The 25,956-nt window shown below is 69.5% G+C and carries 27 protein-coding genes; 17 read left to right on the forward strand and 10 right to left on the reverse strand.

The window, feature by feature from the left end; all coding sequences use genetic code 11:
• Together VGV06_00295 and VGV06_00300 are read right to left on the reverse strand one after the other, a co-directional pair.
• Window positions 1-810 (reverse strand): ABC transporter permease (locus VGV06_00295; GenBank protein HEV2053591.1); only part of this gene is annotated, 810 nt, incomplete at its 3' end.
• Window positions 811-871: 61 nt separating this feature from the next.
• Window positions 872-2,428, reverse strand: a complete 1,557-nt coding sequence (locus tag VGV06_00300) for an ABC transporter substrate-binding protein (protein HEV2053592.1) — start codon at window positions 2,426-2,428, stop codon at window positions 872-874.
• A gap of 118 nt (window positions 2,429-2,546) precedes the next feature.
• On the opposite strand from VGV06_00300, the gene VGV06_00305 reads away from it, so the two are divergent.
• Together VGV06_00305 and VGV06_00310 are read left to right on the forward strand one after the other, a co-directional pair.
• Window positions 2,547-2,717: a hypothetical protein gene (locus VGV06_00305; GenBank protein ID HEV2053593.1), complete on the forward strand. Its 171-nt coding sequence runs from the start codon at window positions 2,547-2,549 to the stop codon at window positions 2,715-2,717.
• Window positions 2,710-4,113, forward strand: a complete 1,404-nt coding sequence (locus VGV06_00310; GenBank protein ID HEV2053594.1) for an amidase — start codon at window positions 2,710-2,712, stop codon at window positions 4,111-4,113. The genes VGV06_00305 and VGV06_00310 overlap by 8 nt, the downstream gene beginning before the upstream one ends.
• A gap of 47 nt (window positions 4,114-4,160) precedes the next feature.
• Here VGV06_00310 and VGV06_00315 read toward each other — a convergent pair whose 3' ends face one another.
• Window positions 4,161-4,832 (reverse strand): hypothetical protein, encoded by a 672-nt coding sequence (locus VGV06_00315; protein ID HEV2053595.1) that lies wholly within the window; start codon window positions 4,830-4,832, stop codon window positions 4,161-4,163.
• Window positions 4,833-4,913: 81 nt separating this feature from the next.
• Here VGV06_00315 and VGV06_00320 point away from each other — a divergent pair, with 81 nt between their 5' ends.
• From VGV06_00320 to VGV06_00350, 7 genes are read left to right on the forward strand one after another with little or no spacing between them, the layout of a single operon-like run.
• Window positions 4,914-6,209 carry an ATP-binding protein gene (locus VGV06_00320; GenBank protein HEV2053596.1) on the forward strand — a complete coding sequence of 432 codons (1,296 nt, stop codon included), beginning with the start codon at window positions 4,914-4,916 and terminating at the stop codon, window positions 6,207-6,209.
• Window positions 6,202-7,644, forward strand: coding sequence for a sigma-54 dependent transcriptional regulator (locus VGV06_00325; GenBank protein ID HEV2053597.1), 1,443 nt, complete (start codon window positions 6,202-6,204; stop codon window positions 7,642-7,644). Before VGV06_00320 ends, VGV06_00325 begins: the two co-directional genes overlap by 8 nt.
• Window positions 7,645-7,647: 3 nt before the next feature.
• Window positions 7,648-8,508: a crotonase/enoyl-CoA hydratase family protein gene (locus VGV06_00330; protein ID HEV2053598.1), complete on the forward strand. Its 861-nt coding sequence runs from the start codon at window positions 7,648-7,650 to the stop codon at window positions 8,506-8,508.
• A gap of 33 nt (window positions 8,509-8,541) precedes the next feature.
• Window positions 8,542-9,708, forward strand: a complete 1,167-nt coding sequence (locus VGV06_00335; protein ID HEV2053599.1) for an MFS transporter — start codon at window positions 8,542-8,544, stop codon at window positions 9,706-9,708.
• Window positions 9,709-9,754: 46 nt separating this feature from the next.
• Window positions 9,755-10,594 carry an amidohydrolase family protein gene (locus VGV06_00340; GenBank protein ID HEV2053600.1) on the forward strand — a complete coding sequence of 280 codons (840 nt, stop codon included), beginning with the start codon at window positions 9,755-9,757 and terminating at the stop codon, window positions 10,592-10,594.
• Window position 10,595: 1 nt separating this feature from the next.
• On the forward strand, window positions 10,596-11,999 hold the full coding sequence (gene fumC, locus VGV06_00345; GenBank protein ID HEV2053601.1) for a class II fumarate hydratase: 1,404 nt from the start codon (window positions 10,596-10,598) through the stop codon (window positions 11,997-11,999).
• Entirely contained in the window at window positions 11,996-12,865 is an 870-nt protein-coding gene (locus VGV06_00350) for an MBL fold metallo-hydrolase (GenBank protein ID HEV2053602.1), read from the forward strand. Before fumC ends, VGV06_00350 begins: the two co-directional genes overlap by 4 nt.
• Window positions 12,866-13,012: 147 nt before the next feature.
• Here VGV06_00350 and VGV06_00355 read toward each other — a convergent pair whose 3' ends face one another.
• From VGV06_00355 to VGV06_00365, 3 genes are all read right to left on the reverse strand, one after another.
• The gene (locus tag VGV06_00355) at window positions 13,013-13,234 is read right to left on the reverse strand and encodes a CDGSH iron-sulfur domain-containing protein (protein HEV2053603.1); all 222 of its coding nucleotides are present in this window, start codon (window positions 13,232-13,234) and stop codon (window positions 13,013-13,015) included.
• Between the two features lie 51 nt (window positions 13,235-13,285).
• Window positions 13,286-13,507 (reverse strand): transposase, encoded by a 222-nt coding sequence (locus tag VGV06_00360; protein HEV2053604.1) that lies wholly within the window; start codon window positions 13,505-13,507, stop codon window positions 13,286-13,288.
• Between the two features lie 65 nt (window positions 13,508-13,572).
• Complete coding sequence (locus VGV06_00365; GenBank protein ID HEV2053605.1) at window positions 13,573-13,803, reverse strand: CDGSH iron-sulfur domain-containing protein; 231 nt, start codon at window positions 13,801-13,803, stop codon at window positions 13,573-13,575.
• 61 nt (window positions 13,804-13,864) lie between these two features.
• Here VGV06_00365 and VGV06_00370 point away from each other — a divergent pair, with 61 nt between their 5' ends.
• Together VGV06_00370 and VGV06_00375 are read left to right on the forward strand one after the other, a co-directional pair.
• Window positions 13,865-14,449: an HD domain-containing protein gene (locus VGV06_00370; protein HEV2053606.1), complete on the forward strand. Its 585-nt coding sequence runs from the start codon at window positions 13,865-13,867 to the stop codon at window positions 14,447-14,449.
• 9 nt (window positions 14,450-14,458) lie between these two features.
• Complete coding sequence (locus VGV06_00375; protein HEV2053607.1) at window positions 14,459-14,983, forward strand: PaaI family thioesterase; 525 nt, start codon at window positions 14,459-14,461, stop codon at window positions 14,981-14,983.
• Here VGV06_00375 and VGV06_00380 read toward each other — a convergent pair.
• Window positions 14,980-15,909 carry a peptidyl-alpha-hydroxyglycine alpha-amidating lyase family protein gene (locus VGV06_00380; GenBank protein ID HEV2053608.1) on the reverse strand — a complete coding sequence of 310 codons (930 nt, stop codon included), beginning with the start codon at window positions 15,907-15,909 and terminating at the stop codon, window positions 14,980-14,982. The genes VGV06_00375 and VGV06_00380 overlap by 4 nt on opposite strands.
• Complete coding sequence (locus VGV06_00385; GenBank protein ID HEV2053609.1) at window positions 15,906-16,712, reverse strand: SDR family NAD(P)-dependent oxidoreductase; 807 nt, start codon at window positions 16,710-16,712, stop codon at window positions 15,906-15,908. Before VGV06_00385 ends, VGV06_00380 begins: the two co-directional genes overlap by 4 nt.
• Window positions 16,713-16,806: 94 nt before the next feature.
• On the opposite strand from VGV06_00385, the gene VGV06_00390 reads away from it, so the two are divergent.
• From VGV06_00390 to VGV06_00400, 3 genes are read left to right on the forward strand one after another with little or no spacing between them, the layout of a single operon-like run.
• Window positions 16,807-19,359, forward strand: a complete 2,553-nt coding sequence (locus VGV06_00390; GenBank protein HEV2053610.1) for a M1 family metallopeptidase — start codon at window positions 16,807-16,809, stop codon at window positions 19,357-19,359.
• Window positions 19,360-19,364: 5 nt separating this feature from the next.
• Entirely contained in the window at window positions 19,365-20,435 is a 1,071-nt protein-coding gene (locus VGV06_00395; GenBank protein HEV2053611.1) for a TlpA disulfide reductase family protein, read from the forward strand.
• 4 nt (window positions 20,436-20,439) lie between these two features.
• The gene (locus VGV06_00400) at window positions 20,440-21,291 is read left to right on the forward strand and encodes an LLM class F420-dependent oxidoreductase (protein ID HEV2053612.1); all 852 of its coding nucleotides are present in this window, start codon (window positions 20,440-20,442) and stop codon (window positions 21,289-21,291) included.
• A 13-nt stretch (window positions 21,292-21,304) separates the two neighbouring features.
• Here VGV06_00400 and VGV06_00405 read toward each other — a convergent pair whose 3' ends face one another.
• On the reverse strand, window positions 21,305-22,513 hold the full coding sequence (locus tag VGV06_00405) for an MFS transporter (GenBank protein HEV2053613.1): 1,209 nt from the start codon (window positions 22,511-22,513) through the stop codon (window positions 21,305-21,307).
• 68 nt (window positions 22,514-22,581) lie between these two features.
• Here VGV06_00405 and VGV06_00410 point away from each other — a divergent pair, with 68 nt between their 5' ends.
• The 3 genes from VGV06_00410 to VGV06_00420 are packed head-to-tail and all read left to right on the forward strand — an operon-like array spanning window position 22,582 to window position 24,749.
• A complete protein-coding gene (locus tag VGV06_00410; protein HEV2053614.1) occupies window positions 22,582-22,893 on the forward strand; it encodes a hypothetical protein in 312 nt (103 codons plus the stop codon).
• A gap of 16 nt (window positions 22,894-22,909) precedes the next feature.
• On the forward strand, window positions 22,910-23,899 hold the full coding sequence (locus VGV06_00415; protein HEV2053615.1) for a D-cysteine desulfhydrase family protein: 990 nt from the start codon (window positions 22,910-22,912) through the stop codon (window positions 23,897-23,899).
• Between the two features lies 1 nt (window position 23,900).
• A complete protein-coding gene (locus tag VGV06_00420; protein HEV2053616.1) occupies window positions 23,901-24,749 on the forward strand; it encodes an alpha/beta fold hydrolase in 849 nt (282 codons plus the stop codon).
• Window positions 24,750-25,063: 314 nt separating this feature from the next.
• Here VGV06_00420 and VGV06_00425 read toward each other — a convergent pair whose 3' ends face one another.
• Complete coding sequence (locus VGV06_00425) at window positions 25,064-25,828, reverse strand: 3',5'-cyclic-nucleotide phosphodiesterase (GenBank protein ID HEV2053617.1); 765 nt, start codon at window positions 25,826-25,828, stop codon at window positions 25,064-25,066.
• Between the last annotated feature and the right edge of the window lie 128 nt (window positions 25,829-25,956).

Raw genomic sequence — 25,956 nt, forward strand, 5'->3', positions numbered from 1 at the left:
GATGAGCCGGCCGAAGCCCGGCACCACGAAGATCTGCTCGGTCACGACGGCCCCGCCCATGAGCGCGCCCATCTGCAGTCCCAGGATCGTGACGACTGGAATGAGGCCGTTCCGGATCGCGTGGCGGAAGACGACCGCGCGTCCCGTCAGCCCCTTGCTGTACGCGGTCCGGATGTAATCCGCGCTCAGCACCTCGATCATGCTGTTGCGGGTCTGGCGCATGAGCACCGCCGCCAGCGCGGTCCCCAGGACGAAGGCCGGCATCATCATGCGCGTGAGGTTCGCGACGGGGTCCTGGAAGAAAGAGACGAAGCCGGAGGCCGGAAGCCAGCCGAGCCGCACCGAGAAGAACAGGATCAGCATGATCCCGAGCCAGAAGCTCGGCACCGAGAGGCCGCAGAGCGAGAGCCCGTTGGCCACGTAGTCCCAGAGCGTGTTGCGGCGGACGGCGGAGAGGACGCCGACCGGGATGGCGATCGTGAGGGCGACCAGGATGGAGAGGCAGGCCAGCTCGAGGGTGATCGGCAGCTTCTTCGCCACCGTCTGTGTCACGGTCTCGCGGGTGCGGATGGACTCGCCGAGGTCGCCGCGGATCGCCAGGCCGACCCACCGGAAGTACTGGACCGGGATCGGGTCGTTGAGGCCGTACTTCTCGCGGATCTCCGCCAGGCCCGCCTCGTCGGCTTCGGTGCCGGCCATCACGCGCGCGGGGTCGCCCGGGATCATGCGCACGCCCGTGAAGACGATGAGGCTGATCACGGCGAGCGTGACCGCCGAGATGGCGAGGCGCTGGATCAGGTACTCGAGCACGGCGTGTCAGGCGGCCGGCGCCGCCACCCTCTGATGAGCGCGGCCGGCCGCCTCATTCCGGCTACTGCCAGGTCGCGCCCTTGATGCGGATGAGGCCGTCCGGCACAGCCTTGTATCCCTTGAGGCTCTTCGGGTACGCGACGATGTAGTTGAGGTGGTAAAGGTAGAGGATGTTGCGCCGGCCGAAGGCGAACTTGTCCACGGCCTGGCGGTACAGGGACGCGCGCTGGGTCAGGTCGCTGACCTCGCGCGCCCGGTTCAGGATCGCGTCCACGCCCTCGTCGCATGATTGCGTGGTGTTGAGGGTGGCGCCGCAGGTATGGAACTGGAAGATGTTCGCGTCCGGGTCCACCCGGCCGCTCCAGCCGATGAGGAAGGCCTGGTCCTTGCCCGCGTCATTCTCGTTGAGCGCCGAGGCGAACTCGGAGGGCTTGAGTCTGATGTTGAAGCCCGCGTCTTTCGCCATCCCCTGGATGACCTCACCGGCCCGCCGCTGCTGGGGCTCGTTGACGATCATCATCTCGAAGCTGTAGCCGCCGGCCAGGCCGGCGTCGGCCAGGAGCTTCTTGGCCTTGGCGACGTCACGCGCGGGGCAATTGCGGCTCTTGTCGGCGAAGGGGCTCACGGGCGAGATGGGCGTGCAGCCCGGCGTGTACTGGCCGTCCCAGGCGACCTGGTTGAGCGCCACGCGGTCGATGGAGAGGTCCAGCGCCTCGCGCACGCGTGGGTCGTTGGCCAGCGGAGTGCCCAGATCGCCGGGCGGCTGGGGCGGCTTGCCATTCTTATTGCGAAGGTTGATCGTCAGCCCCGAGTAGCCGATGCCCGTCACGCTCGAGACGTCGAACTTCCCCTCCTTACGGAGGTTGGCGGCATCCGTCGGTCCGACGAGATGCATCATGTCGATGTCACCCGAGCGCAAATTCGCCAGGCGCACGTTGTCGTCGGGGATGATGCGGAAGACCAGGCGGTCGAATTTCGCGGCGCCCTTGTCGAAGTAGTGCGGCGATTTCTCGAGCACGATCCGGTCCTGGGAGATGCGCTCCACGAACTGCCACGGCCCCACGCAGACCGGCGCGGTGCCGAACTTGTCGCCAAGCTTGTTCGCCGCAGCCGGCGAGACGGGCATCCCGGAGCGGTCGGCCAAGATCGCCACGAGCGGGGAGAAGGGCGTCTTGAGCCTGAGCCGCACGGTCAGCGGATCCACGACCTCGATGCTGTTGACCGACTCGAGCTCGCTGCGCCGGTTGGAGCCCTTCATGTTGAGGTGGCGGTCCAGCGAGTAGCGGACGGACTCCGCGTTCATGGGCGTGCCGTCGTTGAACTTGACGCCCGGACGCAGCTTGATCGTGACGGTCTTCCCGCCGTCAATGAAGGCGGGCATGTCGGCGGCGAGCTGGGGGAAGATCTTCAGGTTCTCGTCGATCTCGTACAGCTTTTCGCACATCTGGGCAAAGATGATGCGCCCGACATAGGTGCGGGATAGGGTGGGATCGAGGATGTCGGGGTCCTGGCTGAGCGCTACCACCAGGGTCTTCTTCTGGGCCAGGGCCGGCTCCGCCGCCAGCGTGAGGGCGATCAGGAGGGCCGTGAGCGTCGTCAGCGCGCGCCGCATGAGCATGGGCACTGCCTCCATCTTTTGATGGTTGACCGCCGGGGGTGGTTGACCGCCAGGTGACCTGGCCGCGAAACCGCGCCCATCATACATCTGCTACGGTAGGCGCGAAAAGGAGGGAATCATGACGGAGTCACGGCAGCACCAGGTGGAGCTGGCGAACATGGCGGGCATCATCGAGCGCCTGGCGGGTGAGCTCGCGCTGGGCGAGGAGCCCGCGCGATTCATCGCCGCCCTCGAGGGCCTGCCCGAGGACGAGGTCGAAGACGAGGACGAGGCGCCGCGGGATGAATGAGGAGAGCCTGGCGGGCCTTGCTGCGGGCATCAGGGCGCGGCGGATCTCCCCGGTCGAGGCTGTCGAGCGCTGCCTGGCCAGGATCCGGAAGTGGGACAGTCGCCTCCACGCCTTCATCCGCCTCGACGAGGAGGGCGCGCTCGAGGCGGCGCGCTCTCTCGAGGCCGACGCCGCGGCCGGGCGCTGGCGCGGGCCGCTCCACGGCGTGCCGCTGGGCTTCAAGGACCTCTGCCACCTCCACGGCCTGCCGACCTCCTGCGGCACGCGCATGCCCGAGTACTTCGTCGGCGCGGGCGAGTGCTCCGCGGCGCGGCGGCTCCTCGACGCCGGCGCCATCAGCCTGGGCAAGCTCAACATGACGGAGCTCGCGATGGGCGCCTACGGTGACAACGCCCACCACGGTGATGTCGACAATCCGTGGCTCGCGGGGCATGCGGCCGGCGGCTCATCGAGCGGCTCGGCCGCGGGAGTCGCGGCGGGGTTCTTCGCGGGCGCCGTCGGATCGGACACGGGCGGCTCCATCCGGCTCCCCGCCGGCTGCTGCGGTGTCGTCGGCATCAAGCCGACGTACGGCCGCGTCAGTCGCGCGGGCGCCATGGTGCTGTCATGGTCCATGGACCACCTGGGCCCGCTCGCCTGGACCGCGCGGGATGCCGCGCTGATGTTGAAGGTGATGGCCGGGCGCGATCCGGCCGACGCGACCGCGAGCCGCCGCGCGGTGCCCGATTACGCGGGCGGGCTCGAGGGCGGCATCAGCGGGGTGCGGATCGGCCTGCCGGAGAACTACTTCTTCGAGGGCGTGGACGAGGAGATCGCCGTCGGTGTCCGGCAAGCCGCGCGGCAGCTCGAGGGGCTGGGCGCGCGGGTCAGCGAGATCCGCCTCCCCGATCCCAGGGACATGACGGACGTGGCCATGCTGATCACGCGCGCGGAGGCCTCGACGATCCACGCCCGGGTGTTCCGGGAGCGGCCGCAGGATCTCCAGCCCGTGGCGCGAGCGCGCCTCCAGGTGGGCTTCGGCATCTCCGCGTACGATTATCTCCAGGCGCTTCGCTTGCGCGCGAAGCTGACGCGGGCCTTCGTGCGCGAGGTCTTCGCGGAGGTGGACGTGCTGCTCACGCCCGTGATCCCCGAGTCGCCGCCCGCGCTGGCCGCGCTCAAGACCGCCACGGTGGACGAGTTCAACGCGCGGGCGGGGCGCTTCTCACGCTTGACGCGGCCGTTCAACGGCTCGGGGCTGCCCGCGATCTCCGTGCCCTGCGGCTTCACGGCCGCGGGGCTGCCGCTCGGCTTCCAGGCGGTGGGGCGACCTTTCGACGAGGCGCTCTTGCTGAGGCTGGGGCACACGTACCAGGAAGCCGCCGGCTGGCATCGCCGCCGGCCGTCGTTGGATTGAATCACCCCCTCACCCTCCCCTCAGGGGAGAGGGGAGGGTGAGGGGGCCTACAGTACGTAGTGCAGTAGGTAGACGCCGGTGATGGCGCCCGGCTCGGCTCCCCGTCGCTCGAGCGCGGCCGCGCCGAGAGCGTCCGCGCACGCGTGATGGACGATGTCGGCGTCGATGCCCTCCACGAGCAGCACCCAGCGCGCCACCTCGTCGGGCTTGTCGCGGATCGACTTCTCCGCCGTCTTGACGGTGGTCGTCTCGACGTCAGCCTCGCAGAGATGCGCCGCCGAGATGCCGGGCCGCTCGAGGAGCTTGGGCAGGGCCTCGCCCGTCAGCCACCGGCGCAGCGACTGCTCGCGCCCCGCCGACGGGCCCAGGCGGATGGTCGCCATCGCGCCGCCGATGCCGCGCCCGATCGACAGCGTGTTGCGGCAGGCAGTGCGGTTCGAGTTCCTGAAGAGCGCGAGGCATTTCCGGGTCCACGGCGTCGGGTTGTTGAGGCGCTCGACGTAGGCGGGGCTCGCCAGCGTCTCGAGCGTCTCGGTCTCGTACATCATGAAGTACTTGGGCGCCGCCGCGACTGCGACGTAGCGCCGGCCCCGCAGGAACCCGGGCACGCCGCACCGCTCCGGCATGTGCTCGCGGGTGTGCCAGTCGTTGTAGTCGGCCTCTCCGGAGGCCTCCACGTCGGCCCAGAACGCAAGAATAGCTTTGCCAAGGAAGCTCATGCGGCCGACCCTACCCGCGCGGCGGCCGTGCGTCAAGAGGGCGGCGGCCGGCGGCGGCTGTTGTGGGATACACTACCGGCCATGGCCACCCCGGCGCGCAGGACCTGGACCGCGATCGTCCGCCTCCTCGAGCGGGACGAGCGCGTCTTCGCGTTCCTCCTGGCCGTGGTCATGGTCGGGGGCCTCGCGAGCCTCGGCCTCGCCCTCCGTCCCCGGCACCGTATCGACCTGCCCCCCCTCGTGTTCTGGTTCGCCATGTACAAGGTGGGCATCCTCGCCCTCGTTAGCGTCAACCCGCGCTCGACGCGCGTGGTCTTCAGCGGCGCGCTGGCGGTGGACCTCCTGCTCATCTTCGCGCTCCTCTACCTCACGGGTGGCGGCGAGAGCCTCTTCTACCTGCTCTTCTTCCCGCTGGTCGCGGTCAACGCCTACTACTTCGGCCCGACGGTGGGTTTCGCCGGTGCGGTGGTGGCGGGCCTGCTCTTCGCCGCGGCGGCCGCCCTGGCGACGCCCTGGGTCGGCTGGTACCCCGTCTTCATGCTGATCGGGCTGGTCGGCCTGCCCGCGCTCGCCGTGGGCGTCGTGGCCAACCGCGAGCGGCGCGCGCGCGCGGAGGTGGAGCGCCTGAACGCCGAGCTGACGGGCACGCTGACGCGGCTCCAAGGGGCGCAGGCCGAGCTGCTCGTCGCGGAGCGGATGGCGACGGTCGGCAAGCTGTCGCTCAAGGTCGCTCACGAGGTGCGCAACCCCATCGCGGCCATCGAGCTCAACGCCGAGCTGGTCGGCGACCTCGTCAAGGAGCGCGGCGGCGCGGACATGGAGGAGGCGGCCACGCTCGTGACCGCCATCCGCGAGCAGGTCAACGCGCTCGACGCCATAACCGAGGAGTACCTGGCCTTCGCCCGCTTTCCGCGGCCGCAGTACGACGAGGACTCGGTCAACGAGATGGTGGCGGCGCTCGTCGAGTTCGTGCGGCCGGTGGCCGCGCGGCAGGGCAGCGCGGTCGAGGCGACGACCGATCAGGCCGTGCCGCCCATGGCCATCGACCGGACGCTCCTGCGTCAGGCCATTCTGAACCTCGTCAAGAACGGGCTCGAGGCGCTGGGCCGCGGCGGCAAGCTCACCGTCGCCACCCACCGTGTGGACGATCAGGTGGAGATCGCCATCCGCGACACCGGCCCCGGCATCACGCCCGACGTCGGCACGCGCCTCTTCGAGCAGTTCTTCACCACGAAGCCGCAGGGCACGGGGCTGGGGCTCTACATCTCGCGGCAGATCATCGAGGAGCACGGGGGCACGCTCCGCTGGGAGAGCGCCCCGGGCCGGGGCACGACGTTCACCGCGTCGCTGCCCATCAAGAGGACCGAAGATGTCTGAACAGGCGACGCTGCTGGTGGCCGACGACGACCCTGCGGTGCGGCAGAGCCTCGAGCGCACGCTCATGCGGGAGGGTTACGCCGTGGTGCTGGCTCCCGACGGGCAGGCCGCCCTCGACCTGCTCCGGAAGGGCGGTGTCGATCTCCTGCTCTCCGACCTCAAGATGCCGGGGCTGACCGGGCTCGAGCTCCTGAAGGAAGCCAAGGCCGTGGCGCCCGATGTGGACGTCATCCTTCTGACGGCCTTCGGCACCGTCGAGGAGGCCGTCCGCGCGATGAAGGACGGCGCCATCGACTTCCTGACCAAGCCGCTCCAGCGCGTCCAGCTGCTGCGCGTGGTCCGGCAGGCGCTCGAGCGCCGTTCGCTGATCCAGCAGAACCGCGCGCTGCAGCGGCGCCTGGACGATCTCCTGGGCGAAGGCAATGCCATCGGCGTCAGCCCGGCCTTCAAGCAGATGATGACCTTGATCGAGCAGGTCGCCGACAGCTCGGCGACCGTCCTGATCCAGGGCGAGAGCGGCACCGGCAAGGAGCTGGCCGCGCGTGCCATCCACGACCGGTCACCGCGTCGGCAGGGGCCATTCATCGCCGTCAACTGCGCCGCGCTGCCCGAGACCTTACTCGAATCCGAGCTCTTCGGCTACGAGAAGGGTGCCTTCACCGGCGCCGCCGGCCGCAAGGAGGGGCGCTTCGAGCTGGCCGACGGCGGCACGCTCTTCCTCGATGAAGTCGCCGACCTTTCCCCCGTCACGCAGCCGAAGATCCTCCGGGTCCTCCAGGAGGGCGAGTTCGAGCGGGTGGGCGGCACACGCACCATCCGGGTCGACGTGCGCATCGTCACCGCGACCAACCAGGACCTGGCCCAGCTGGTGCGCGACAAGCGCTTCCGCGAGGATCTCTACTACCGGCTCAACGTCATCACGATCACGACGCCGCCGCTTCGCGAGCGCCGCGAGGACATCCGGGTGCTGGCCCAGCATTTCCTGCGCCTCTACGCCGCCAAGAACAACCGCGCCCTCGAGGCTTTCAGCGACGAGGCGATGGGCTGCCTCGAGGCCTACCGCTGGCCGGGCAACGTCCGCGAGCTCGAGAACGTCGTCGAGCGCGCGGTGGTGCTGGCTCGCGGCGCCGTCATCGAGGTCGGCAACCTGCCCGGGAACGTCACGGAGCGCTCGGTCACGTTCACCCGCGAAGTGCCGGAGCCAGGGCAGCCGGCCGCGCCGGGCGCGGTGCCGGACGGCGTCTTCACGATCCGCATCGGCACGCCGCTGGCCGAGATCGATCAGCGCGTTCTCGAGGAGACGCTGCGGTTCGCGAAGGGCAACCGCACCGTCACCGCCAAGCTGCTCGGCGTCGATCCCAAGACGGTCTTCCGCAAGCTCAAGCAGGCCGAAGGGGGCGCCGACGAACCCTCCGACAAGGCGCCGGAGGCCTGACCCGTGGCCTTCGAGCAGATCCGCTACGACGCCGTTGACGGCGTCGCCACCGTCACGCTCAACCGGCCCGAGAAGCTCAATGCCGTTACGAGCGTGCTGCTGCGCGAGCTCATCGCGGCCTTCGATGACGCCGACGCGGACGACACCGTCCGCGCGGTGATCGTGACGGGCGCCGGGCGGGCCTTCTGTGCCGGTGCGGACCTGTCCGCCGGTACACAGACTTTTGACCGCTCCAAGCGGCAGCGCCCGGAGGGCGACGGCGAGCACCGTGACGGCGGCGGGCTCGTAGCGCTCCGGATCTACGACATGAAGAAGCCGGTGATCGCAGCCATCAACGGCCCGGCCGTAGGCTTCGGCGTCACGATGACGCTTCCCATGGATATCCGCATCGCCTCGTCGGCGGCGCGCTTGGGCTTCGTCTTCGCGCGGCGCGGCGTCGTGCCGGAAGCCTGCAGCACGTGGTTCCTGCCTCGGCTCGTCGGCATGCAGCGCGCCGCCGAGTGGGTCTACACGGGGCGGGTCTTCGGGGCGGAGGAGGCGCTCGCCGGCGGGCTCGTGAGCCGCGTCGTGCCGCCCGACGCGCTGTTGCCGACGGCGCTCGCCCTGGCGCGAGAGATCGCGGACAACACGTCCGCCGTCTCAGTAGCGCTGGCCAGGCAGATGATGTGGAAGCTCCTGGGCACGGATCACCCGATGGATGGGCACCGCCTCGACTCGCGCGGCATGGCCTGGACCGGACGCTCCGCGGACGCCCGTGAAGGCATCGCCTCCTTTCTCGAGAAGCGCCCGCCTCGCTTCACTCTCAAGCCCAGCCGGGACATGCCGCCCTTCTACCCGTGGTGGAGCGAGCGCTCCTTTAAGTGAGGGGCCCAGGTAAGTGAGGGGCCCGGGTACGTGATGGGCCCGGGGCGCCTCTTCCGGCTCGACCGGACGCGCCTCCTCTGCGTCCTCCTCTTCTGCAACACCTTCGGCGTGGGCGCCTTCGGCCCCCTCCTGCCGGAAATCGGCCGCACTCAGTCGCTGGCCGACTGGCAGCTGGGGATGGCGGCCGCCGCCTTCGGCTTTGCGCGCATGGCCGCGGCCATGCCCACAGGGCTGCTGGTCGCCCGGCGCCTTGCAGCGACGCTCATGGCCGCGCCCGCGGTCCTCATTGCGGGGCTCCTGCTCCTCGTGAGCTCCGGGCCGTTTCCCATATTGCTGGCGGGGCGCTTCCTGCTCGGCGTCGCGCACACGCTGACCATGGTGGGCGGGCTCACGGCGATTCTCCTCGAAGACCAGGGTCCGGGCGCCTCGCTCAGGCTCAACAAATTCGAGTTCTCGGGCATGCTGGGCCTCCTGGGCGGCTTATGCGTGGTCGGCATCATGCCGGCGGCCTGGGGATGGAAGGTCTCGCTCGTCCTTGCCTCGATGCCGGCGCTCATCCCGCTCTTCCTGATTCCCGCCATGGGGCGCGCGTTTCCCAAGGCGCCCCGCGCCGAGCGCGACGTCGCGCCGGCGGAGGAGCGCCTGACCGAGCGGCGGGGGGACACGGGCGTCGTCGCCCTCATGTTCAGCGCCGGCATCGTCTTCGCGCTCTCCTGGTCGGCGGTGAGCGCGTTCGTGATTCCGATCCGCGGCACGCGCGAGTTCGGGCTGTCGCGCACCGGCATCTCCTGGCTCCTCGCGATGACGCAGGTCATCGACCTCGCGGTCCTGATCCCGGTGGGGCGGCTCGCCGACCGCGTGGGGCGCGGCCTCGTCTTGGGCGCCGTCTGCGTCGCCCTCGGTCTCGGCACCCTCGGCGTGGGGCTCGGCTCCTTCCCGTGGTTTGCGCTCGGCTGCGCCTGCTTCGGCCTGGGGCTCGGCGGATGGATGCTGCCGCTCGGCGTGATCCGGGAGCACACCCCGGTCTCGCGGCTCGCATGGCAGACCGGGCTCTATCGCGTCGGCGTGGACTCGGCCATCTTCCTGGGACCGCTCGTGGCCGGTGTCCTCGAGGGCGGCGGGCAGCGGGTCTTCCTCGCGGTCATCGGCGGCGGGGCCTTGCTGCTCGGCGCGCGATTCATCTGGCGCCCAAGCCCTTGATCTGCAGGACCGATGTTATGCTACCGCCCACCTGAGAGGAGGGTTCATGGTCATCACGGATTCGCAGGTCCACATCTGGGGCGCCGACACACCCGATCGACCGTGGCCGCCGGGCCGAGCGCACCAGGCGCAGAAGCCGTACCCCGTCACCAAGGACATGCTGCGGAACGCCATGGACGAGGCGGGAGTCGCGCGCGTCGTCATCGTACCGCCCTCGTGGGAAGGGGATAGGAACGACCTTGCCCTCGAGGCCGCGCGCCTGCACCCCGACCGCTTCGCCGTGATGGGGCGGCTCGCCGTCGAGAAGCCCGAGAGCCGGGCGCTCGTCGCGGGATGGAGGAAGCAGCCGGGCATGCTCGGCTTGCGCTTCACCTTCCACACCGATCTCCAGAAGCCGTGGCTCACCGACGGTACGGCGGACTGGCTCTGGCCCGCCGCCGAGAATGCGGGCGTCCCGGTGATGGTCTTCGTGCCGGGCTCGCTGCCCGTCGTGGACGGCATCGCCGCCAAGTATCCCGGGCTCAAGCTCGTCATCGACCATCTCGCGATCTGGGGCGATCGGCGGGACGGGGCAGCCTTCGAGCACCTGCCCGATCTCCTCAAGCTCGCCAAGCGGCCGAACGTGGCGGTCAAGTCGTCCGCGCTGCCGTGTTATTCGACGGAGCCGTATCCGTTCCGCGCGCTCCACGAGCCTCTCCACCGGATCTTCGATGGCTTCGGGCCCGAGCGCATGTTCTGGGGCACCGACTGGACACGACTGACGTGCTCCTATCGCCAGGCCGTGACCATGTTCACCGAGGAGCTGGCGTGGCTCAAGGGCGCCGACCTCGAGGGAGTCATGGGGCGCGGCCTGTCGGCGTGGCTCGGCTGGCCGCAGGGCACGTAACGTGGCGACCCGGCGCGAGACCGACAGCATGGGCGCCGTCGAGGTGCCCGCCGACCGCTACTGGGGCGCGCAGACCCAGCGCTCGCTCGAGCACTTCAAGATCGCCGGGGAGCGCTTCCCGCCCGAGATGATCCGGGCCTTCGGCCTGCTCAAGAAGGCCTGCGCCGAAGTCAATGCCGAGCTCGGGCTCTTGCCGAAGGACGTCGTGCACGCCATCGTCCAAGCCGCGGACGAAGTGATCGCCGGCACCCTCGACGCGCATTTTCCACTGGTAGTCTGGCAGACCGGCAGCGGGACGCAGAGCAACATGAACGCCAACGAGGTCATCGGCAACCGGGCGATCGAGCTCCTGGGCGGCCAGATGGGCTCGAAGAAGCCGGTGCATCCGAACGACCACGTCAACCGCTCCCAGTCGTCCAACGACACCTTTCCGACGGCCATGCACCTGGCCGCCGTGAGCGAGATCGTCACGCGTCTGATTCCCGCGGTCGAGCGGCTGCGGGACGTGCTCGACGGAAAGGCGCGCGCCTTCGCCGACATCGTCAAGATCGGCCGCACGCATCTTCAGGACGCGACGCCGCTGACCCTCGGGCAGGAGATCTCGGGCTGGGTGGCGATGCTCGACACGAGCCTGGGCGCGATTCGCGCCACCTTGCCCGCCCTCTTCCAGCTCGCGATAGGCGGCACAGCCGTCGGCACCGGGCTCAACGCGCCGAAAGGATTCGGCGAGCGGGTGTCGGCGCGCCTGGCGGCGCTGACCGGGCTGTCGTTCACGAGCGCGCCGAACAAGTTTCAGGCGCTCGCGTCCCACGAGGGCTTGGTCGCCGCGAGCGGGGCGCTGAAGACCCTGGCCACCTCGCTGACCAAGATCGCCAACGATGTCCGCTGGCTCGCCTCGGGACCGCGGGCGGGCTTGGGCGAGCTACGCATCCCGGAGAATGAGCCCGGCAGCAGCATCATGCCCGGCAAGGTCAACCCGACCCAGTGCGAGGCCATGACCATGGTGTGCGCCCAGGTGATCGGCAACGACGTGGCCGTGACCATCGGCGGCGCCTCGGGCAACTTCGAGCTCAACGTCTTCAAGCCGCTCATCATTCACAATGTTTTACGCTCGATCCTCCTGCTCGCCGACGCCTGCGAGTCATTTCGCGAGCATTGCGCCCAAGGCATCGAGCCCGATCGCGAGCGGATCGCGCGTCACGTGCACGAATCGCTCATGCTGGTGACCGCGCTCGCGCCGCATATCGGCTACGATAAGGCGGCGGAGATCGCCAAGCACGCCCACCACAAGGGGATGACGCTCCGCGAGGCGGCGCTCCAGCTGGGGCACGTCACGGCGCAGGATTTCGACCGCATCGTCAGGCCCGAGACCATGACCGGGCCGGACCCCGAGGAGGCCCCATGACCCCGCTCAAGTTCGGCGACGTCACGGTCAGCAAGGTGGTCGAGCTCGACCGCTCCGCCACTCCCGTCGGCTTCATGCTCCCGGACGCGACGCCCGAGCGGATCGCCGCGCAGCGCGAGTGGCTGGGGCCCGAGCTGCTCGACCCCGTCACGGGGAATCACAGGGCGACCATCCACTCCTACATCGTCCGCACGCCCTGGCACACCATCGTCATCGACACCTGCGTCGGCAACGACAAGCCGCGCAACGGCGTTCAGCCCTGGCACATGCGCAGCGGCTCGTATCTGGCGGACCTGTCGGCGGCCGGCCTCAAGCCCGAGGACGTGGACCTCGTCGTCTGCACGCACCTGCACGTGGACCACGTCGGGTGGAACACGCGGCTCGTGGGAGCCCGCTGGGTGCCGACCTTCCCCAAGGCGAAGTACATCTTCGCGCGCGACGAGTTCGAGTTCTGGAAGAAGGAGAGCGAGACGGGCAAGGAAGAGTTCGGGCTGATCGACGACAGCGTCATGCCCATCGTCAAGGCCGGTCTCGCCGAGCTGGTGCCGAGCGACTACGTCATCGACGACAGGCTCCAGCTCGAGCCCTCGCCGGGACATACACCGGGGCACGTCAACGTGCGCCTCCGGACCAAGGCGGGCGAGGCCGTGTTCACGGGCGACATGATGCACCGGCCCATCCAGGTCGCCGAGACCGACTGGAACAGCCGCTTCTGCAGCGACGGGCCGCTGGCGCGAAAGACGCGGCGCGCCTTTGTCGAGAAGCACGCCGGTGCCGACGTCACGATCCTGGCCGCCCACTTCCCCGTGCCCGGGCGCATCGTCGCCCCCGGCGGCACGGCGCGCTTCCAGCCTCTCGCCTCTTAGCCAGTAAGTCCGTTCTGCGCTGGACAGCGAGCGGTTTCCTGCGCTGCGAAGGTGACGACTATTGGGCGCATCGCTACTACGCCGTCGATGAATTGATCCGCCCGGTCCCGGTAGATCGCCTTGGCTCTAGAAGTACGTTTCTAGGATCTACTTTTTCTCTTGGGCGACGGCCGCTTCAGCGGCCTGGAAGCCGATCTTGCTGTGGGTGCCGTCACAGAACGGCTTGGTGACCGACGCACCGCAGCGGCACAGCGCGAACCGCGGCCCTCGCCCGCTCGTGTCGATCTTGTTGCCGTTAACATCTACTAACTCGACCTCGCCTTCCACCAGATACGGCCCGTTGGGCCTGATGCTGATCTTGACGGCCAACGACGCACCTCCTCACAAGGTTTTGAAGTTCGCCATACCATAGCACAGCGGTCACGGCCCGGCGCGGACGAGATCCTGCAGGGGGAACTGGGAGTTGCGGCCGGTGCGGGGATCGCTGAGGTGTCGGTCGATCAGGGCACTCAGGCCGAGGTGCTCGTCCAACTCGCGGGGCAACAGCAGCCCGGCGTCAGAGGTCACCGTCGAGCCGCGGAATTCGAAGCGAAGTTGGGGATTGAACGAGAGGCGAACCGGGTCCGATTTCGCGTCACCCATTGGGTGGTGCCCTCCATACCAGCGAGGAGCCCCCGAGAGCCGCATTTCATGCAGGCGTTGAGCGATTATCGCCCGGTCCGTTCGCCTTTCAAATCGAAAATGCGGGCGTAGCCCTTGAAGCCGATCTTCTCGTGCCCGCCGTCGCAGAGGGGCTTGTTGGCCGAGGCGCCGCACCGGCAGAGATAGGCCGCGTCGCCCTTGACGGCGAACGGGTTGCCCTGGGCGTCCTGCACCTCGATACCGTCGCCCTTGACCATGAGGGGGCCATCTGGAATCGGCTTGACCGTGACTGACATGCGTGTCTGCTTTGCCTAGCAGGGGATGATGAATCGCTGAGGCCTGAGTATACTCCATGCCATGAGCACGATGGCCGACCGGCTGATCGAGGCGATGACGAAGTCCGCCGCGCGGCAGTACGGGACGGAGCGGGTGACGGAGCTCGCCCACGCGCTCCAGTGCGCCGAGCTGGCCGCCGCCGCCGGCGCCGACGAGGAGCTGGTCCTCGCCTGCCTGCTGCACGATGTGGGCCGGTATGCCGTCGCCCAGGAGGAGATCGGCGACACGCTCGAGCAGGTCGCGCCGCGCGGGGGGAAGGTGCCTGGCCACCACGAGGCCGGCGCCGATCTGATCCAGCCGTACGTGCCCGAGCGTGTGGCTGTCCTCGTGCGCGCGCATGCCGACGCCAAGCGCTACCTCTGCGCCGCCGAGCCCGGCTACTACGACACGCTCTCCAAGGGCTCGAAGCACACGCTGACGCTCCAGGGCGGGGTGATGACTGCCGATGAGGCCGTGAGCGCGGCGACGCAACCGTGGTGGCCGGACGCGCTGCGCCTCCGACGCTGGGACGACCAGGCCAAGGTGGTGGGCCAGCCCACGCGGGAGCTTGCCTCGTGGGAGCCGCTGCTGCGGAAGTACTTCGGCGCGCCGCGCGCAGGGCGCTAGGCCGTCGCCGTGCGCCACGAGCCTCCGCTGCCCGCGCCATTCGAGACCCTCTTCGCAGAACTCGAGGAGATCAAGTCCTCGGGCTCCGGCAGCAGCTTTCACGAGTGCTTCGGGTGCGGTCCCCACCACGACATCGGACTCCGCGTCCGGAACTTCAGGACGGAGGTGGGTGTCCTCTCGCCCATCGTGATCCCCAAGCGCTTCGAGGGACCGCCCAGGGGCGCTCATGGCGGCATCGTCGCGGCGTATCTGGATGAAGTGCTGGCGGCCGCGGCCGTCGGCCACACGGGCCGCATCCACGTGACGGGAGAGCTCTCCGTGCGCTACCTCAAGCTTACGCCCATCGAGCGTCCGCTCCTGGGCCGCGGTCGCGCCGTCAAGGACGCCTCCAAGTACCTCGACCTCGAGGGGACTCTCGAAGTTCTTGAGACGGGCGAAGTCGTCGCGAAGGCGACCGGCCGCTTCTTTCCGATGCCCGGCGGGCCGATGCCCGGCGGGCCGATGCCCGGCGGGCCGATGCCCCAGACGCGCTAGGCGACGCGCGCGAACTTCTGGAGGCTGCGGATCTCGCGCGGCGGCTTCTCGTGCTGTCCCGTGTTGGTCCAGGAGACCTCCGAGACGTAGACGTCGCCGCGCGAGTCCGTGACGACGCCGTGCGGGGCGATGAACTCGCCCGGCTTTTCGCCGGCGAACTGCCCGCCGAAGCGCGCGATCTTCTGCCCCTTGGCGTCCAGCACGGTCACGCGGGGCCCGAGATTCGCCACCGATTGGTTGACCGGCAGGGCGTGCCCCAGCTCGCCAACGTAGAAGGTCCCGCCGTTCTGGGTGCGGTCCACGAAGAGCCCGGAAGGGCGGTGGAGGTTGTTCCACTGGCCCTGGTACGTGCCCTTGCCGTCGAAGATCTGGACGCGGTGGTTCTCGCGGTCGGCGACGTAGACGAGGCCGTCGCGGTCCGTGACGAGGTTGTGCGGCAGGTTGAAGTGGCCCGGGTCGGTGCCCGGCTCGCCCCAGGACATGACGTGCTTGCCGTCGGGCGAGTACTTGTGCACGCGCGAGTTGCCGTAGCCGTCGGAGATGAAGAGGTAGCCGCTCTTCGGGCAGATAGCGACGTGCGTCGGGCGGTTGAAGGGCTTGCCGCCCTGGAGCGTCGCCGGCGTGTCGGGGTTGCCGATGACGAGCAGGCACTTGCCGTCGGGCGTGAACTTCCGGACCGTGTGGTGGAGATCGTCGGTCAGCCACACCATGCCGTCGGCGTCGATCGTGATGCCGTGCGCCCGGCGCACCAGGCCCTCGCCCCACGAGCGGAGGAACTTGCCGCCACGGTCGAAGACGATAACCGGGTGCTCGCCCCGCGTGAAGCAGAAGACGTTGTCCTTGGCGTCCACGGCGACACCCGCCACCTCGACGTAGCGCCAGCCGTCAGGCAGCGTGCCCCAGCCCTCGATGACCTTGAAGTTCATGCGGACTCCTCGATGGCCCTGTCCATGCGGTCGAAGCGTCGGCGCAGGGGCTCGCGGGCCTCTTCGTGGGTGATGACGTAGAGCCGGTTGGCCTTGACGGCGCGGAGCACGCGCCCCGCGACATGCTCCGGCGTGAGATAGCGGCCGATCAGCTCGATCCCGTCGCTCGCAGGCGGGCCGCCAGGATTCTTGAGATCGGCCGGCTGGCTGCGCTCGCTGGTCCGGATGTTGGTGGCCACGCCCATCGGGCAGAGCACCGAGACGCCGATGTTGTACTGGCGCAGGTCCTTCTGGAGCGTCTCGCTGAGACCGACGACGGCGTACTTGCTCGTGTTGTAGACGCCGAGGCCCTGCGAGGCGATCAGCCCCGCCATGGAGGCCGTGTTGACGATGTGGCAGGGTTGCTTCTGGGCGATCATGCGCGGCACGAAGGCTTCGACGCCGTGGACGACGCCCCAGAGGTTGACGCCCAGCACCCACTCCCAGTCGCCGTGGGTGGCGGATTCGAGGCCGCCGTGGACCGCGACGCCCGCGTTGTTGCAGAGGACGTGGGTCCCGCCGAGCTCCTTCCAGGCCCGCTCGGCGAGCGCCTGGACGGAGGCGAGCTTGGTCACGTCCGTCTTGACGGTGACCGCCTTGGCGCCCGCCTTCAGGACACCCGCGGCGGTCTCGGCCATGCCGGTCTCGTCCAGATCCGCCACGACGACGCTGGCGCCCTCGCCCGCGAATGCGAGACAGAGCGCGCGGCCGATGCCGCTGGCTCCGCCGGTGACGACGGCGACCTTGCCCTTGAGATTCTCCATGTGGTCTCCCAGTGATTGGACCCGGTGAGTGTCGCGCCGGGGGCGAAGGGATGTCAAGTGTCACCGCGCCGCGACGGTGGTAATATCTGCCGCCATGGACTACCGTCTGCCCACGACCGTGGTGCCCAAGCGCTACGATCTCAGGCTCGAGCCCGACCTGGCGGCCGCCACCTTCTCGGGCGAGGCCGTCATCACGGTAGAGGTCGAGACGACGCTCACCGAGATCGTGCTCAACGCGGCCGAGCTCCTGATCCAGAGCGCGTCGGTCGTCCGGGGGGGCGGCGTCCCCATCCACGGCTCCATCACTCTGGACGAGGCGGCCGAGCGCGCCCGGCTCGTCTTCCCCGCGGCGATCGCGCCGGGGGAGTGGCGGCTGACCCTCCGGTTCACTGGAACGTTGAACGATCGGCTCCACGGGTTCTACCGCAGCACGTATAAGGACGCCGCGGGCCAGCCGCACACCCTCGCCGCCACGCAGTTCGAATCCACCGACGCGAGACGGGGCTTCCCGTGCTGGGACGAGCCCGCGTTCAAGGCGGTCTTCGGCGTCACGCTGGTGGTGGCCGGGAACCTGGCCGCGGTCTCGAACACCGCGGTGGTCAGGGAAGAGCCGCTCGGCGACGGGCGCAAGCGTGTCGCGTTCGCCGACAGCATCAGGATGTCCACCTATCTCGTGGCTTTCGTGGTCGGCGAGCTGGAGGCGACGGAGACGGTCATGGTCGGGCAGACGCCGCTCCGGGTCTGGTGCGTGCCGGGCAAGAAGCACCTCGCGCGCTTCGCGCTCGAGATCGGCGCCTTCTCGCTCGACTTCTTCGAGCGCTACTACGGGCTGCCGTATCCGGGCGACAAGGTCGATCTCCTCGCCATCCCGGACTTCGCCGCCGGCGCCATGGAGAACCTGGGCGCCATCACCTTCCGCGAGAACGCGCTGCTCGTGGACGAGGCGGCGGCCTCGCACTCCGAGCTCGAGCGCATCGCGGACGTGGTCGCGCACGAGGTCGCCCACATGTGGTTCGGCGACCTGGTGACCATGACGTGGTGGAACGGCATCTGGCTCAACGAGGCCTTCGCCACCTTCATGGAACTGGTGGCGGTGGACGCCTGGAAGCCCGAGTGGAAGCGCTGGGTCACCTTCGGCGTCTCGCGCGCCGCGGCCATGGGCGTGGACGGTCTCGAGGCGACGCGGCCCATCGAGGTCGAGGTGCGCAACCCGCACGACTGCGTCGCCATGTTCGACCTCCTCACGTACGAGAAGGGCGCGTCCGTGCTGCGGATGCTCGAGCAGCACCTGGGCGCCGACGTCTTCCGCGATGGTGTCCGCCTCTACCTCGAGCGGCACCGGTACGCGAACGCCGAGACCACCGATCTCTGGAAGGCGCTCGGGGACGCGGCGCGCCAGCCCATCCCCGCGGTCATGGACGGCTGGATCTTCAAGCCGGGCTATCCGCTCATCACCGTCGAGCCCGACGGCACGGGGCTCAAGGTCTCGCAGCGCCGCTTCAGCTACCTGGGCGGTGAGGCCGACGGCGGGCAGCGCTGGCGCATCCCGGTCGTGCTGCGCGCCTCCGTCAAGCACGGCTACATCGAGCGGCGGCTGCTGCTCGACGGCGACGCGGTGGCCGTCGCGCTGCCGGCCAAGGCGGACTGGGTCGTGGGCAACTCCGGCGGCACCGGTTTCTACCGCGTGCGGTACGCGCCCGCGCTCCTCAAGAAGCTCGCCGGCGCCGTCGCCAAGATCGCGCCGATCGAGCGCTTCAACCTTCTGAGCGACAGCTTCGCGCTGGTCCAGGCCGGGCTCATGCCCGCCGCGGACTTCCTCGACCTGACGGCTCGCTTCACCGCCGAAACCGACCGCAACGTCTGGACCGCGCTGACCTCCTCGCTCGCCTACGTCAACCGCGTGATCGCTGACGACCTCCGGCCCGCGCTCGAGTCGCTCGCGCGCCATCGACTGGCGGCGGCCGCCGCGCTCATCGGCTGGGAGCCGCAGGAGGAGGAGACCGAGCTGGACAGGCAGCTGCGCGGGGATCTCCTGCGCGCGCTCGGCACGCTCGGGAACGACCCGGCGGTGCAAGCGCGCGCCCGCGTCGCCTACGCCCGCTACCGCGAGGACGAGGGATCCGTGGACGCCAACGTGCTGCCTGCCGTCATCGCCATCCTGGCCGGATCGGGCGCGGAGGCCGAGTATGCGGAGTTCCGCGACCGCTTCAAGCGCGCCCGCACGCCGCAGGAAGAGCAGCGCTACCTCTACGCGCTGGCCGGCTTCCGCCAGCCGGATCTCTTGCGGCAGACGCTCGAGATGACCGTGAACGGCGAGGTGCGGAGCCAGGACGCGCCCTTCGTGATCCGGACCCTGCTGACGAGCGTGTACGCGCGCGGACAGGCGTGGGACTTCGTCAAGGGACACTGGGATGTCATGGCGCGGCAGTATCCGGAGAGCGCGTACCGCCGCATGTACGAGGGTGTGCCCGCGCTAGTGAGTCCCGCGTGGGAGCAGGACGTGCGCGCGTTCTTCGCCGACAACAAGATCGATCTCGGCGGCAGGACGCTCCAGCAGTATCTCGAGCAGCTCCGCGTGGCGGTGGCCTTTCAGCAGCGCGAGGCCGAGGCGCTCGCGGCGTACCTCTCCCGGCAGAAGCCGCGCTAGCGTCCATGGCCGCGGCGACCGCCACGATCCTCTTCCCCTCAGGCAACGTCACCGTCACGGGCGAGGCCGACGCGGAAGCGCTGTGGCTGGCGCCCGCCGAGCTCGCCAAGGCTGGGGGCTGGGAATTGAAGCCGGAAGGGCTCTGCCGCGGTTCGCTCTGCGTCCCGGTGCTGCCGGGAGCGTCGTGGGTGCGCGGCCGGGGCGCGGATGTACGCGTGGACGTCAGTGGGCTCTCGCGCCACATGGGCCAGCCCGTGGCCGCGAGCCCCGAGTATTCCGCATGGTCCATCGGCGTAGCGGCCGAGGACGTGGCGGACCGGCTGCTGGCTCTCGACGCGCCCGACTTCACGCTTCCGGACCTCGACGGGCGGATGCACACGCTCTCGTCCTTCCGGGGCCGCAAGGTCTTCCTGCTCGCCTGGGCATCGTGGTGAGGGTGCCGCTTCGACCTGCCCGGGTGGCAGGCGCTGCACGCCCTACTCGAGCCCAAGGGCTTGACCGTCATCACGGTGGCGCTGGACAGCGCGGGCGCCGCCGCGGCCGGGGAGTTCATCCGCGCGGCCACGCCAACTCACCCGTCGCTGATCGACGCCCACTATGAGGTCGCCCGGGCCTACAACATGGTCAACGTGCCGACGGCCGTCTGGATCGATGAAGAGGGGCGCATCGTCCGCCCCAACGAAATGGCCTTCGCCGACAATCGCTGGATCGAGTACACGAAGTTCGACATGACGCGGTACCTGGACGCCGTGCGCGACTGGGCGGAGCGCGGCGCGCAGAGCCCGTACGCGCTCGCGGCGAAGGAGCGGCGCCGGCGCCTGCCGCTGCCGACCGCCGAGCACGCGCTGGCGGCCGCCACCTTCCGCCTCGCCGAGCACCTCCACGAGACCGGTCACCCCGAGGCGGCCGTGCCTCTGTTCAAGCGCGCGCAGGCGCTGCAGCCGGAGTCGTGGTGCTTCAAGCGCCAGGCCTGGGCGCTGACCGACGCCGAGAAATTCTACGGCACGAATTTCCAGAAAGAGGTCGCAGCCCTCGCCGGCCGCCCGTACTACACCCCGCTCGATCTCGGAGGATAAGCCGATGAAGTACGGCATCGCGATGTTCCCGACGGACTATGCGATCCAGGCCGATGCGCTCGCGCGCGAGCTCGAGGCGCGCGGCTTCGAGTCGCTGTGGCTGCCCGAGCACACCCACATCCCGGTGAGCCGCAAGAGCCCGTGGCCCGGCGGCGCCGACCTGCCGCGCGAGTACTGGCACACCCTCGATCCATTCGTGGCCCTCGGCGCCGCCGCCGCGGTGACCAAGACCCTCATGCTCGGCACAGGCATCTGCCTCGTCATCGAGCGCGATCCCATCATGCTGGCCAAGGAAGTGGCGAGCCTCGACCACATCTCGCGCGGCCGCGTGCTCTTCGGGATCGGCGGAGGCTGGAACGCGGAGGAGATGGAGCACCACGGCACCCCGTTCGCCGAGCGCTGGAAGATCCTGCGCGAGCGGATCGCGGCCATGAAGGCGATCTGGACCCAGGATGAAGCCGAGTTCCACGGCAAGTACGTCAACTTCGACAAGCTGTGGTCCTACCCCAAGCCCGTCCAGAAGCCGTACCCGCCCATCCTCATGGGCGGCGCCGGCCCGCACGCGCGACAGCGCGCCGCGGACTTCGACGGCCACTGGATGCCCATCGGCGGCCGGACTTACAGCGAGCCGATCGCCGAGTCCATGGCGGACTTCCGCGCCCGGGCCCAGAAGGCCGGGCGCGACCCGTCGGCCGTAACCGTGTCGATCTTCGGCGTCCCGCCTGACGCGGACAAGCTGGGCGGGCTGCGCGACGCGGGCGTGGCGCGCGTGGTCTTCTTCGTCCCATCGGCCAGTGCGGACACGGTGCTGCCGCTCCTGGACGGGTACGCCGCCGTCGCGAAGAAGGTCGGCTGAGCGTTACCGCGCTTCAGCCGCGCTGGCGCGACGTGAGCAGGAAGACCGCGAGCGCGCAGAGCCCCGCCGCGGCGAAGCCGAGCGTGGTGAGGTAGAGCGTCAGGTACGAATGGGTGTGGTCGAAGATCGCGCCCGAGAGCCACGGTCCTGCCGCCCCTCCCAGACTGTTGCCGATGCCGATCAGGCCGAAGACCGGCCCGTAGTTCCGCGGCCCCGCGATGCGGCTCAGGAGGACTGAGACGATGGTCGCCCGGGAGCCGAGCGGCATGAAGAGGAACAGCACGTAGCCGTAGGCCAGGAGCCGCGCCGGCCAGGCTTCCATCGCGAGCAGGCAGAGCACGCCCAGCACCGACGAGCTGAACGAGACGAAGCCCGCGATCGGGGCGCCGAAGCGGTCCGCCGCCATGCCCGCCAGGATGCGGCCAAACGCGGCCAGCACGCCGCCGACCGCCAGCATCATGGATGTCTCCGCGACCGACATCCCGCGCGCGGGAAAGTACAGAGCGTGCTGTGTGATGGCGAGAAAGCCGAAGAGCGGCGGGACGCTGAAGAGCACCATGAGGCTCCAGAAGGGCGCGGACAGCACGATGGCGGCGACCGGCCGCTCCGCGGGGGTGACGCGGGCCGGGTCCACCGTGACGCTGCGCTCGCCGAGCCGCGAGGGGAGCACGCGCCAGGCCACGGGCACGAGCGCCACGAGCGCGGCGGCGTAGCAGCCGAAGGCCGTGCGCCAGCCGAAGCCGTCGATGATCCGCTGGGTCACGGGCCCCAGCACGAATGCCGCCATCGAGCCCGAGAAGGCGATGCCCATGGCCACGCCGCGGCGCCGGCTGTACGTGTCCGCGAGCAGCGCGGCCTGGGTCGAGAGGCTCGTGAGCCCGAGGCCGATCCCGACCGCGATGCCCACCGAGGCGACGAAGACCGGCAGGGTAGGGGCGGCCGCGCCCAGCGCGAGACCGCAGGCGGCCGCCCCGAGCCCCGCCATGACGACGAGGCGAGGGTTGTGCCGCGCCACGAGCCAGCCGGCCAGCGGCCCCAGCACGGCTCCCCCCATCCAGACGAAGGACATGGGCGAGGCGGTCGCCGCGCGCGAGGCGTGGAATTCGGCGAGGAGCGAAGGGAGGAAGAGGACGTAGGTGTTTGGGAAGCCGGAGATCAGGAGCATGGTCATGAAAGCGAGCCACAGACGGGGGTTCGCCAGGCTCTCCGGCGGGCGGGTCACCGGCGCATTATATGTTACGTTGCGGACGCGCTCCCTCTCTCCCCCTAACGTCGCTCCAGGAGGACGGCATGGCAGATTCCGGCCACGTGATGCTGACGGTGCTGCTCCACCACGACCAGTCCAAGACCCTCGACGAGATCATGGCGCACCTGAAGAAGACGGGCTTCTACCGCGACTTCCCTCCGGAGGGCTCGGAGCTCGTGTCCTGGGTCGTGGCGATGTCGTTCGGCTTCGTCATCAACCTCAAGGTCGAGGCCGACAAGGTCCGAAGCGTCAACCGGTACATGGAGCAGAAGGCCTGGGGCGCCTTCCGCTACCAGGTCTTTCCGTCTTACGACTTCGCCCCCATCGCCGCTGATTTGAAGAAGCAGCATGGGTGAGTGATAGGATGAGCGTATGAACGCCCCGGCGCGCATCGAGCTTGCCCTGGCGCCCACGCCCATCATGAAGCTCGAGCGCCTGTCGCGCCGTCTGGGCGTCGAGCTGTACATGAAGCGCGACGACCTGACGGGCCTGCTGGAGTCCGGCAACAAGATCCGCAAGCTCGAGTTCCTGGTGGGCGACGCCCTGGCGCAGGGCGCCGACACCCTTATCACCGTCGGCACGCTCCAGTCCAACTGCTGCCGCGCGGTCTCGGCCGTGGCCGCGCGGCTCGGGCTGCGGGCCGTCGTCGCGGTGAAGGGGGAGCGTCCCGCCGCCTACGACGGCAACCTCCTCCTGAACAGGATGCTTGGCGCCGAGGTCCGCTATCTCACCGACGAGGAGTTCAAGAGCTATCCCGTCGCCCTCGAGGCTATGGCCGAGGACGTCCGTCGCCGCGGCGGCAAGCCGTACATCATCCCCGAGAGCGGTTCCAACGAGATCGGCGCGTTGGGCTATCTCGAGTGCGCCGTCGAGCTGGCCGAGCAGATCAGCCACGGGGCCCCGCGATTCGACACGATCGCGGTCACGGCGTTCAGCGGCGGCAGCCAGGCGGGGCTCCTCATGGGCAAGCAGCTGGCGGGGCTGCCCTCCGAGATCGTCGGCGTGCCGATCGCGTTCTCGGCGGACCACGTTCGCAGCTACGTCGCCGAAACCATCAGCAAGGCCGTGGGCCGCTTCGGCTTCGCCATCGACGTGCCCAAGACTATCCACCTCCTCGACGGCTACCAGGGCGCGGGACGGACGGGGGTCGACGACGCCGAGCTCTCACTTCTGATCAGCCTGGCGCGCGAGGAGGGGGTCATGCTCGATCCCGTCTACACCGCCAAGGCCTTCGGCGGCCTCCTCGACACGCTCCAGCGCGACCCCAAGGCGCTCGGCCAGCGTGTCTGCTTCATCCACACCGGCGGCATCTTCAGCCTCTTCCCGTTCCGAGAGTCGCTGACGCGCCTGCTCGATTCCTGACGTGTCCGAGATCCGGCTCAGAGGCGGCGACCTCGACGGGCTCCTGCTCCACTACCTCGAAGAGGGGCGGGGGCCGGCCACCGTGCTCGTCCATGGGCTCGGCGGGTTCGCCGAGTCGTGGCGCCACAACATCCCAGAGCTGGCGCGCCACGGACGGGTGATCGCGCTCGACCTGCCGGGCTTCGGCCGCTCGAGCAAGCCGCGGCGCGCGTACACCCTGGACTTCCTGGCCCAGGCGCTCGACGGGCTCCTCCGCGCGCTCGGCGTCGACACGGTGAGACTGGTCGGCCATTCGCTCGGAGGCGCCGTCGCCGCCCGCTTCGCCCTCGAGCACCCTGGGCGCGTGGAGCGGCTCGCCTTCCTGGGGGCGGCCGTGCCGGGCTTCCACCTGCGCCCGTCGTGGATCTACCGGACGCTGTCGCTGCCGGGACTGGGCGAGATGCTCTCGAGCCTGATCACTCCCGGCATCTGCGCGACGGCGCTCGAGCGCTGCTTCGCCCACCCCGACGCCCAGGAGATCCGCTTCTTCGTCGAGCACGAATACGCGGCGCGCGCGTCCCGCCCCGGCCGCGCGGCCTATCTCTCGCTCCTGCGCTCGGCAAAGGGCGACTTCACGGTGGACGCGGACGCGTACCGCGCCGCTCTCTCGCGCCTGGGCCGGGGCGTGCTCGTGGTCCACGGGCGGGAGGACCGGGTCGTCCCGCTGGCTCACGCCCGGGAGGTCGCGGAGGGTCTCGGGGCCGCCCAGGCCAAGTGGCTCGACAGCTGCGGCCACTTTCCCCAGATCGAGCACCCAGCAGTCGTCAACGCCTACCTCCGCGACTTCCTCTTCGCCCCTGCCTCCCGCTAACGTCACTACCGTCTGACTGGAGCGATTCACCTCGACGAGCGTGTCCGCACGTCAGGGGCCGGGACCGGGGGTGCCATCGGGAGCGAATCCGACGAGCCGTAGCGCGCCCCGAAGCGCAGGGCGACTCCGCCGCGCGAGCCGTCCCCGCGCAGCGGGGCGGCGAGCGCACCCCCGTCTCGGGGGATGGGGGGCAGGCGGAGGTGCCCGAGCGAGGTGGCGCGCGAGGCGAGGAGGTTGAGCGGACGAGGGCACCCCCGGTCCCGGCCCCGGCCCAGCGCTGCAAGAATGACAACGGGACTACGGAACAGTAAGGACTACAGCGTGTAGGTCTTGCCCTGCTCGAGGATGTGGATGCGGGTGGAGTCGATCTTGGCGAGCTCTTCAGCGGTCTCCTGGTACAGCTGCGGCTTGACGTGGTAGACCCACACCGGCACGTCGGGCGGCGCCTTGTCGAGCTCGCGCTTCAGCATCTCCGGCGTCAGGTGCCCCGAGGCCTTCGCCAGGGCGTCCATGCGGCTCGGAAATGACGTTTCGACGATGACCGCCTTGAGCCCGCGCATCTCGCGCGCCGCCTGCCAGATCTTCCGCGTCGGCCCCGTGTCACCGCTGAAGACGAAGCCCGTCTCGCCGTCGTGGACGATGAAGCCCGAGGTCGGGACGGTGTGCTCCACCTCGATCGGCGTCACCCACAGCTCACCCACTCGCGCTTCGCCCTCTTCGGCCAAAGAGCGGAAGGCCAGCACCGGGTCCTTCGGGTTCGGTATGTTCGCAAAGTCGGGCCAGACGATGTCGTTGAAGACGTGGGTGCGGAGGCTGTCGAGCACCGGCCCGAGGCCGCAGGCCGTCACCCGTCGCTCCGGGGCGAGCATGGCCAGCGTGTCGGTGAGGTAGCACAGGCCGGCAATGTGGTCGAGATGGGCGTGGCTGATCAAGGCGTACTCGACCTCGACCTGCTCGGCGGCGGAGAGGGCTCCGCCGACCGTGCCTGCGTCCACCAGGACCCGATCGTCCACGAGGAGAGCCGACGGCCGCTGTCCCTGCCCCTCACTCCCGTACGAGCCGAGGACCTTGATCTTCATGCGACCGTCTTCATCCGACCCCTTGGGGGCCTCCGATCGGGTCGAGTTTAAATCCGAGATTTTAGCTCCGCGATTTTAGTCTACCAGCGAACGGGCGGTCAAGCAGCGTGAGATCGGCGGGCCTCGAG

Source organism: Candidatus Methylomirabilota bacterium, assembly GCA_035936835.1.
Classification (GTDB): Bacteria; Methylomirabilota; Methylomirabilia; order Rokubacteriales; family CSP1-6; genus AR37.

Bases quoted from the DNA above. Each gene is read 5' to 3' on its own strand.
- VGV06_00370 (HEV2053606.1), top strand. From the start codon at position 13,865: ATGAGCACGATGGCCGACCGGCTGATCGAGGCGATGACGAAGTCCGCC.
- VGV06_00305 (HEV2053593.1), top strand. From the start codon at position 2,547: ATGACGGAGTCACGGCAGCACCAGGTGGAGCTGGCGAACATGGCGGGC.
- VGV06_00320 (HEV2053596.1), top strand. From the start codon at position 4,914: ATGGCCACCCCGGCGCGCAGGACCTGGACCGCGATCGTCCGCCTCCTC.
- VGV06_00340 (HEV2053600.1), top strand. From the start codon at position 9,755: ATGGTCATCACGGATTCGCAGGTCCACATCTGGGGCGCCGACACACCC.
- VGV06_00360 (HEV2053604.1), bottom strand. From the start codon at position 13,507: ATGGGTGACGCGAAATCGGACCCGGTTCGCCTCTCGTTCAATCCCCAA.
- VGV06_00350 (HEV2053602.1), top strand. From the start codon at position 11,996: ATGACCCCGCTCAAGTTCGGCGACGTCACGGTCAGCAAGGTGGTCGAG.
- VGV06_00300 (HEV2053592.1), bottom strand. From the start codon at position 2,428: ATGCTCATGCGGCGCGCGCTGACGACGCTCACGGCCCTCCTGATCGCC.
- VGV06_00390 (HEV2053610.1), top strand. From the start codon at position 16,807: ATGGACTACCGTCTGCCCACGACCGTGGTGCCCAAGCGCTACGATCTC.
- VGV06_00315 (HEV2053595.1), bottom strand. From the start codon at position 4,832: ATGAGCTTCCTTGGCAAAGCTATTCTTGCGTTCTGGGCCGACGTGGAG.
- VGV06_00380 (HEV2053608.1), bottom strand. From the start codon at position 15,909: ATGAACTTCAAGGTCATCGAGGGCTGGGGCACGCTGCCTGACGGCTGG.
- VGV06_00325 (HEV2053597.1), top strand. From the start codon at position 6,202: ATGTCTGAACAGGCGACGCTGCTGGTGGCCGACGACGACCCTGCGGTG.
- VGV06_00335 (HEV2053599.1), top strand. From the start codon at position 8,542: ATGGGCCCGGGGCGCCTCTTCCGGCTCGACCGGACGCGCCTCCTCTGC.
- VGV06_00385 (HEV2053609.1), bottom strand. From the start codon at position 16,712: ATGGAGAATCTCAAGGGCAAGGTCGCCGTCGTCACCGGCGGAGCCAGC.
- VGV06_00310 (HEV2053594.1), top strand. From the start codon at position 2,710: ATGAATGAGGAGAGCCTGGCGGGCCTTGCTGCGGGCATCAGGGCGCGG.
- VGV06_00410 (HEV2053614.1), top strand. From the start codon at position 22,582: ATGGCAGATTCCGGCCACGTGATGCTGACGGTGCTGCTCCACCACGAC.
- VGV06_00425 (HEV2053617.1), bottom strand. From the start codon at position 25,828: ATGAAGATCAAGGTCCTCGGCTCGTACGGGAGTGAGGGGCAGGGACAG.
- VGV06_00415 (HEV2053615.1), top strand. From the start codon at position 22,910: ATGAACGCCCCGGCGCGCATCGAGCTTGCCCTGGCGCCCACGCCCATC.
- VGV06_00400 (HEV2053612.1), top strand. From the start codon at position 20,440: ATGAAGTACGGCATCGCGATGTTCCCGACGGACTATGCGATCCAGGCC.
- VGV06_00365 (HEV2053605.1), bottom strand. From the start codon at position 13,803: ATGTCAGTCACGGTCAAGCCGATTCCAGATGGCCCCCTCATGGTCAAG.